Here is an 8,370-nt window from a genome sequence, read left to right as displayed (position 1 = left end):
GTAAAAATGTCTATCGAGTGCTTTTTACAATTAGAGATAGTACGGTTTATGTGTTAAGTAGCTGGTTATAATTAAATTAAAAATGGATTTTAGGTTCGATCCCCCCTGCCCCCCTTGATAAGGGGGGTGCCGATCCCCCCTTAGTCCCCCCTTTAATCCCCCCTTGATAAGGGGGGTGTCTGACAACTTTTAACGCCTACCTACTTATATGTTCGCCATAGCGCCCAAGCACCACTAACACTTGAGGATATAGAGGATGAAGAGGACCCTAGTTGATAACTAATTCAAAGCTGACGGCTTGATAACTGCTATACTTTGTAATGGAAAATAGAGAGTAATAATCATGACAGTGGTGCTGGTAGTACAGATTATTTGGGCGCTGGCGGCGGCCTTTCTGGCGATTTTGGTGTTATTACACAGTCCCAAAGGGGATGGTATTGGCGGTATTGGCGGCCAATCCCAGATTTTTACCAGCGCAAAAACGGCGGAAAAAACCTTAAATCAGGTGACTTGGGCGTTGGGGACGGTATTTATCACCCTAACTATTGTACTGAGCGCCGGCTGGTTAAATCGCTAAATGCTAAGAGGTCGGTTCTCTTTTCTAGGACTCGCAGCCTTGGCGAGTCTTTTGCTGTTTTCCTATTCTTTGATTGCCGACAGTCGATCGCTACCAGAGTTAAAAACCCATCCTTTACCCGCTAATTTAGCCCAATGGCAAGAGCAAAACCAGTCCGGGGATTATTTTGATGCTGTGGAAATCAGTCCCGTGGGGGCGTTGATTTGGTCGCAATTTCCCGTGAAGATTTATCTTCAGAGCGATCGCAGTTCTTGGCTGAGTTTGGTACAACAGGCGATCGCTGAATGGGGGCAGTATTTGCCGATGGAGTTGGTAAATCGGGCAGAATTGGCCGATATCCTCATTAAACGGGAGTTACCGCCGTCGGGAGTCCGTTTTAATGCCGAAACGGGTAAGTTAGAACTGCCCCGGGTGCGTTCTGCCATAACACAATACGAGATTTTTGTCAAGGAAAATCGCTTAACTCATCGGATGAGTATCCAGATTAGTCCCAATTTAGCCGATCGGTCGGCCTTAGCGGCAGCGCGGCACGAATTAGGTCACGCTTTGGGAATTTGGGGTCATAGTCCCCTGGAGACGGATGTGATGTATTTCGCTCAAACTAGAGATATTGCCCCGATTTCTAGCCGGGATATTAACACTTTAAAAAAGGTTTATCAGCAGCCAACTCAGTTAGGTTGGCAGATGGATAAGCTAGGGTATCTAATACCTGAATAGGTAAATATTGCTCTTCAGTCGGTTCTGCTATTAAAAAGTATAAGTTATGGATATACTTAGTATAACTGACTAAGATCCAGAAGATTAACCATCGCTTAAACCTCTATTTCCTCTAGCCATGTTTTAATCGCACTGATTAACTTGGGTTGCTGGGGAGGGGTGTTGCTGACTCAAGCTATGAATGCCAACTGTGCATCCTATCCAAAAGTTAGTTTAGCTCTAGGTTTTAAAAACCCCACACAAGAAGATTCCTATTGCAAATCAGCAACCCCAATCTTTGCCACCCTCGACAACTAAGCCAATACTAGAAACATATTGTACGGGTTTGCCTAACATTAAGGGATCTATTTCTCCCCAATCGTAAGGTTCATAATCTTCTAAACGAGATAGTTCGCTATCTAACCAATCATCTCTAGGGGCTGTTTTTTCTGAGGGATTGGGCTGTTTCAGGGAGTCTAAGGGTTTAGTCATGGGGAAAAAATGTCCTATACACAAACATTTTACCCACTATTGACTAACTTTTTAGTTCATCTAAACCTCTATTTCCTCTAGCCATGTCTAAATCGCGCTGATTAAGTTGGGTTGTTGGGGAGCGAAGGTGAAAAAGTTAGTAGGGAAACTTACAGAGAATTGTTACCAATTTTCTCAATTCCTGAGATATATTTAATGAATGAAGTTCGATGTAAAGATTAAATCTCTGTTTCTATTGGTATGTTAGTGGGTGTATCTTGACTGATTAAAATTAAATTAGATACAGGGGTGTAAATATCACACTCAATTTCTGGTACTCGAATCGTTACAATTAATGTATAGCGAACAGGTTGATCATGGCGTTCCTCTTGTATTTGTTCTTTCCACCATCCACCAACAGGATAAACGCCTATCATTCCTCTACTTGCTAAATCGACGGCCGTTCCTGTCCATATATCAGAATGAAGTGAACCTTGACTCCTTAAATGAGGACCCAAAAACCAGTTATCTTCCTCTTTAATGCCAGAAATATTTTTTTCTTCTTCTCTGGTAGCTTTATTAATTCTATGTTGAAATTGTTGATTGGTCTCTAAAGGTTTTTTTACTTGAAATCTGAGTCCATAAGAGGCATAATGGTGTTTTCTTTTATAACCTCGCTCCCCTGGATTAGGTTCTATAAAATACGATAAAGTTACTCTCAGTTCTACCTTGGCTTCTCCTAATTGTTCTAGCTTTTCTTTTGGCCAGGGTAAGCTATGAAAATTCATTTTGTCTGTTTTAATGTCACTACCATCTTTTTTAAAAGGTGTCAGTTGATCTTCAATAACCAGTGTTAAGTCACTATTTGAACTTTTTAAAGCTCTGTCTAAATCAGGAACACCATATCCATAGCGACGAATCAAATTTTTTTTATCTTGCTGCTTCAATTTCTTTGGAAAATTAGCTCTCATCCTAACAGTCCATTCGGCTGAATGAACAATTAAAGCGCGTATTGTTTCTGGCCAATATTTGGGATTTTCTGAAAGAATTCGAGCAGCCATATAACTAGCGAGTGCAGTTGCACAACTGGTATCACACATATAAGTAAACAATTTATAGTTATGACTATGAGCAGTTGTTAATAAGCATAAATCGTCAATCATTTGTGCATAATTTTCCCCATCTGAGGCATAATTTCCCCCTTCACAAACAATATCAGGACGAATTGGCCATTGATTTTCCCAAGAAACAGAAGTACAACTTTTAGGAGATAAATCACCCCAAGGAGCTACAGGTTGCCAACCGTGAAAGTCGGGATGACTGATATTAACTTTTTCAGTGTAAGCTCCCACAACAAGAGCATTCCAAGCTTGTGCTGGGTTTTCAATTGTTGCCACATCATTGCGGGTTAAATAATCAGATAAAGATATTTCTTCTCTGATATTTCCTGCTGAAATAATGATTAATCGCTTAAAATTATCTTCACCAAAAGATAGTTGATCTATTGCTGCTGACCATGAGGAGGGAGTTCCATAATTTGGTGATGGCTGCTCGCTAGTTACAGCCATACAGAAAATACGTTTTCGCTTGGGATTTTGTATTTCTGGACGAGAGACTGCTTGCTCTGTAATTGCGCCATAAAGTTCAGGATCATTTTGTCCGACAGGAGGGAGAATTTTAACTGATTCTAAACGGTGAATAAGCGTTATATATCCTTGTGTTTGTAAAGCATTAAATAAATCATCATAAAGAATTAAACCCGCCATTTCTGTACCATGTGTATTATGAGGATCATGAGTTCCCCAATTAGGATCACAAGTATATAAATCACTACTATCAAGACCTTTTTCAATCAGTTTATGTCGTCTATTAACTCCATAATCAAGAAGACAGACAGCAACAGCATTATCTCTAGGAGGTAAAGTTCGATTCCATAAATCCTCGACCCATTCCTCCTTTTCAATTAATTTCATATCAAGAAAAAAGGAAGGCGTATCTTTAGCAATTCTTAATTCTGCAACCGTATCAGAATTTTGAAGAACTTGCTGTATTTTTTCTACATTAGCCATAGCTAAAGTAACAGTTCTTTCGGGAAAATGTATATGAAATTTAGTCATAATATCGAGTCTTTGAGCAATGGTTTGGAAGTCTTCAAGTTGTCCACGACGTAACCATACTTCCCACCATATTGATTGTCCATTCTGAGGAAATAAAGCAGGATCATCAGTAAATAATGATTGAACTGTACCAATTTCAACGTTTTCTAGTCGTGTTATTAGGGCTGCATTTTTTGGGTTTCCTTTTGTTGTTTCTTCATCACGATATTCTTCTACTTTGTTCTCAAAAAATTCTGTCGCTGACTCTGGTACAAAAACAGTAGCCTTAACTATATTTTCTTGTTCAGGAGAAGGCTTAACAGCAACTAATTCAATTTTTTTGCGTTTATCTCCTAAATTTTCAAAAGCATTCGCTTGATCTTTTGTTACCTGAAATTCTAAATAGAATCCGGGTTGTCCGACGGCAATTGCCGATAAACGGGATTCTAATTGTTGACGAGCTTTCGTAATCGCTTCACCAATAGCAAGTTCTAATTTTGCAGCGTGTTCTATTCTGTTCCGATAGGGTGGTGGTGGAGCATTAACTGAACGCGGTGAAGTATAATTAATGCTTGAGCGAAATCGAGGGTTATTCCGTAGATACAAGTGAGGAAGACGGCGAGAACGTTGCGACATTATGGGATTAGGTTTTATTCATTGAAGTTCAGATCCTTACGTTCCATAATAGCTGAAATCAGAGAATCTTCGCTTACCTTCTGACTATTTGACAAAACAGCTTGCTTGGCTGCGTCATCTGTCGCTCTGACAATTTCAGCTTGAGCGAGTCCATTGGCTTGATTAAGAATGTTTGACCAATCTTTCCAGTCAATTTCAAAAGAAATAAGACGAGATTCAATCAATTCACGAATAATTGCGGCATCGGGAAGCTGATATTCAATTACATCATCAAAACGCCTAAAAAGAGCTTTGTCTAGTAACTGAGGATGATTAGTTGCTGCCAAAATCAAACTATCCCCTTGCTCTTGTTCTAAAAACATCAAAAAAGAATTGAGAATGCGACGAATTTCTCCCACGTCGTTAGAATTATGACGTTGAGTCCCAATCGCATCAAATTCATCAAAAAAATAGACCCCTTTTGTTATTGTCATCGCCTCAAAAATCAGTTTTAAACGACTAGCCGTTTCTCCCATATACTTGCCCATTAGACTATCGTATAAAGTCGTAAACAAAGGTAATTTAAGCTCTCCTGCTAAAGCTTCAGCCGTCATTGTTTTACCAGAACCCGGTGGACCTACTAACAACAGTTTCCGGCGAGGCGTAAGATTATGTTCTCTGAGTCTTTTTCCTTGTCTTTGTTCAGTTAATACTCGTTTAAGTCTAAATTCAAGGTCAGAGGTTAAAATCATATCCGATAATCGAATATCGGGATATCTGACCGAAACCAGATTGGCTAAATCTCCTTTTGGTTGTACTAAAGGAATTGGATCAGATTTTTTTTCAATAACCGATTTACTAGCCTTTGCTTGGTCAATTAATTCGCGAATTTCTTGGGCTAACTTACCATGTCCTTGTCTTGCTTCGTGTGCAGCCATCTGTAGGGCAGCAGAATAAAATTGCTGCTCTTCTCCTTCTACATGACTTTTTAGAAGTGCTAGAATATGGCGAGCGGTGGACATGATACCTCGTTAAGTTAAACTCCCCATCATACTCAATGATTTTAACTGTGACAGGCACTATATAAAGAATGATTTCCCTTTTGGACTAATTTTGATCGGTATAGTTAAATTGTACTAAATAAATTGTCCTATTGGCTAGGAGAAACCCGTATTTAATCGTTTCCTTGCTTTCGTGGTTATTCGATAATTTTGCCGCTTCTCCCTAAAAATTACCGTCCCGCTCGCTAAACTGCCAAATTGATAAGATCCTTTGACCTTTCGCCGCCCTATTAAGCAAAACTAGGTATAAACACTTTCTTAAGAATTAACCTATGTCACAATAGATGAGGATAAACCAAATAGTGTGAAATTGTAAACTAGGTATTACTGAATGGAACCGCTTTATCAGTACGCGTGGCTAGTTCCCGTCCTGCCTTTGGTAGGCGCTACCCTAGTCGGCGCGGGCTTAATTTCCTTTAATGAAGTCACCAATCGTCTGCGACAGGTGAATGCTGTATTGATCATTTCTACCCTCGGTGCGTCGATGGTGCTGTCTTTTGCGCTGCTGTGGAGTCAAATCAATGGACACGCTCCCTACAACCAAATGATCGATTGGGCATCGGCGGGTAACTTTCACCTGAAAATGGGTTATACGATCGATCACCTCAGCGCTTTAATGTCGGTTATCGTCACCACCGTAGCCTTTTTGGTGATGATTTATACCGATGGTTACATGGCCCATGACCCCGGTTATGTGCGTTTTTACGCCTATCTGAGCATTTTTAGCAGTTCTATGCTCGGTTTGGTCATCAGTCCCAACCTCGTCCAGATCTACATTTTCTGGGAATTGGTGGGGATGTGTTCCTATCTGCTAGTAGGTTTCTGGTTCACTCGTCCGGCGGCTGCCGAGGCCTGTCAAAAAGCCTTTGTTACCAACCGCGTCGGCGATTTTGGCTTATTACTGGGAATGCTGGGGCTTTTCTGGGCCACCGGTAGCTTCGAGTTTGATATCATGGGTGAACGTCTAGAGGAATTAGTCTCTTCTGGAGCCATTGCCGGCAGTTTAGCGGCATTATTCGCCGTTTTAGTCTTCCTGGGACCCGTGGCCAAATCAGCCCAATTTCCCCTTCATGTCTGGCTACCGGATGCCATGGAAGGTCCGACCCCGATTTCGGCCCTGATTCACGCCGCCACGATGGTGGCCGCCGGAGTTTTCCTGATTGCTCGGATGTATCCCGTTTTTGAGCCAATTCCGACGGCGATGACGGTAATTGCTTGGACGGGGGCCTTTACTGCCTTTCTAGGGGCAAGTATCGCCCTCACCCAGAATGATATCAAAAAGGGTTTAGCCTATTCCACCATCTCCCAATTGGGTTACATGGTTATGGCTATGGGTATTGGTGCCTATAGTGCCGGATTATTCCACCTGATGACCCACGCTTATTTTAAAGCGATGTTGTTCCTCGGTTCCGGTTCGGTCATCCACGGTATGGAGGATGTGGTCGGTCATGAGCCGGTTTTAGCGCAAGATATGCGGATGATGGGCGGTTTACGCAAGTATATGCCCATTACTGCCCTAACTTTCCTGGTGGGAACTCTGGCCATCTGTGGGATTCCTCCCTTCGCTGGTTTCTGGTCGAAGGATGAAATTCTCGGTTTAGCTTTTGAGGCGAACCCGTCCTTATGGTTAATCGGTTGGGGTACTGCGGGTTTAACAGCTTTTTATATGTTCCGGATGTACTTTAATACCTTTGAAGGGGAGTTTAGAGGGACTAATAAGGAGATTAAACGGCGACTGTTAGCCAACGCGGGCGCGATTCCGGCTTTTGGACCGGGGGCAATGAATGTTAAGCAATTAGACTCGGAAGCGCAGGAAGAAGACAACCACGGCCATCATGCCCATGAACCCCACGAATCGCCAATTACTATGACTTTACCTCTCATGATTTTGGCGGTTCCCTCTTTGTTGATTGGTTTGGTGGGTAAACCTTGGCAGAATTTCTTCGAGGGTTTTATTCATGTTCCTAACGAAGTGGTGGAAGAAGTTCATGCTTTTGATTGGACAGAGTTTCTGATTATGGCGGGTAATTCGGTAGGGATTGCTTTAATCGGGATTACTGTCGCTTCTTTGATGTATCTCCAGAAGAAAATTGACCCCGCAACTATTGCGGAAAAATTCCCCGCTTTGTATCGTTTTTCCCTGAACAAATGGTACATTGATAATCTCTATGATCGAGTTTTCGTCCAGGGTTGTCGTCGTCTCGCACGGCAAATTATGGAAGTGGATTATCGCGTTATCGATGGGGCAGTGAATTTAACCGGTTTAGCTACTCTTGTCAGTGGTGAAGGTCTTAAATACCTCGAAAATGGTCGCGCCCAATTCTACGCTTTAATTGTCTTTGCCGCAGTTTTGGGCTTAGTAATTGTCTATAGTCTGGTGTAGATTTTTAATCGGTTGACTAAAGATTTTTGGGGGCGCGAAGCCCCTTTTTTCAGCTTTAAGTCTCCCTTGTTAATCTGTTGAGTATAGGCTACATATCAGGACAGGCAAAAGGGAACAGGGAGAATAAATAATCAGTCTTTAATAACTGGATTTATTGTAAGATAATATTACATTTTTTGGGGAAGAAAAAGTATAGATATGAAACTATAACGAAGATAGATTTAAACTCTGATAAAAACTCTTGAGTCGGAGACAAAATATGGCTCTTCGTTACTCTTTATGCTAAATCAACATACAAGATGCCAAGACAACATACTTCTAACCCAAAAATTCCGAAAGTTTCTAAAGCCATAGGCTCTCCGTTTTATTAGTTTAAGTTTATTGTTGATTCCCTCGACCATCCCATTCGTTGTCCTTCGCTCGAAATAACTAATTATTTCTCCAAACCAGTTTCGGATTGTTTGACAACTC

The 8,370-nt window shown here is 41.4% G+C and carries 7 protein-coding genes; 3 read left to right on the top strand and 4 right to left on the bottom strand.

All coding sequences use genetic code 11. The features are described 5' to 3' along the window. Positions 1-343 precede the first annotated feature (343 nt). On the top strand, positions 344-577 hold the full coding sequence (gene secG, locus IM507_RS08390) for a preprotein translocase subunit SecG (protein ID WP_002736485.1): 234 nt from the start codon (positions 344-346) through the stop codon (positions 575-577). Then, positions 578-1,294 (top strand): peptidase, encoded by a 717-nt coding sequence (locus IM507_RS08385; protein WP_287636876.1) that lies wholly within the window; start codon positions 578-580, stop codon positions 1,292-1,294. It abuts the gene before it with no gap. A 261-nt stretch (positions 1,295-1,555) separates the two neighbouring features. Here IM507_RS08385 and IM507_RS08380 read toward each other — a convergent pair whose 3' ends face one another. From IM507_RS08380 to IM507_RS08370, 3 genes are all read right to left on the bottom strand, one after another. Beyond that, a complete protein-coding gene (locus tag IM507_RS08380) occupies positions 1,556-1,765 on the bottom strand; it encodes a hypothetical protein (protein WP_002761322.1) in 210 nt (69 codons plus the stop codon). A gap of 218 nt (positions 1,766-1,983) precedes the next feature. Next, positions 1,984-4,476 (bottom strand): S8 family peptidase, encoded by a 2,493-nt coding sequence (locus IM507_RS08375; RefSeq protein WP_123230586.1) that lies wholly within the window; start codon positions 4,474-4,476, stop codon positions 1,984-1,986. Positions 4,477-4,490: 14 nt separating this feature from the next. Next, positions 4,491-5,477, bottom strand: coding sequence for an AAA family ATPase (locus tag IM507_RS08370; protein WP_123230585.1), 987 nt, complete (start codon positions 5,475-5,477; stop codon positions 4,491-4,493). Positions 5,478-5,847: 370 nt separating this feature from the next. Here IM507_RS08370 and IM507_RS08365 point away from each other — a divergent pair, with 370 nt between their 5' ends. Next, a complete protein-coding gene (locus tag IM507_RS08365) occupies positions 5,848-7,899 on the top strand; it encodes an NAD(P)H-quinone oxidoreductase subunit 5 (protein ID WP_069473763.1) in 2,052 nt (683 codons plus the stop codon). 287 nt (positions 7,900-8,186) lie between these two features. Here IM507_RS08365 and IM507_RS08360 read toward each other — a convergent pair. Next, positions 8,187-8,370 (bottom strand): transposase (locus IM507_RS08360; protein WP_287636875.1); only part of this gene is annotated, 184 nt, incomplete at its 5' end.

It is taken from the genome of Microcystis sp. M20BS1 (assembly GCF_020245305.1).
Taxonomy (GTDB): domain Bacteria; phylum Cyanobacteriota; class Cyanobacteriia; order Cyanobacteriales; family Microcystaceae; genus Microcystis; species Microcystis ichthyoblabe_A.
The sequence above is the reverse complement of the archived record's forward strand: the minus strand, read 5'-3'. Positions and strand labels throughout refer to the sequence as shown.

Coding starts and splice junctions, on each gene's coding strand:
- secG (WP_002736485.1), top strand. CDS start 344: ATGACAGTGGTGCTGGTAGTACAGATTATTTGGGCGCTGGCGGCGGCC.
- IM507_RS08385 (WP_287636876.1), top strand. CDS start 578: ATGCTAAGAGGTCGGTTCTCTTTTCTAGGACTCGCAGCCTTGGCGAGT.
- IM507_RS08380 (WP_002761322.1), bottom strand. CDS start 1,765: ATGACTAAACCCTTAGACTCCCTGAAACAGCCCAATCCCTCAGAAAAA.
- IM507_RS08375 (WP_123230586.1), bottom strand. CDS start 4,476: ATGTCGCAACGTTCTCGCCGTCTTCCTCACTTGTATCTACGGAATAAC.
- IM507_RS08370 (WP_123230585.1), bottom strand. CDS start 5,477: ATGTCCACCGCTCGCCATATTCTAGCACTTCTAAAAAGTCATGTAGAA.
- IM507_RS08365 (WP_069473763.1), top strand. CDS start 5,848: ATGGAACCGCTTTATCAGTACGCGTGGCTAGTTCCCGTCCTGCCTTTG.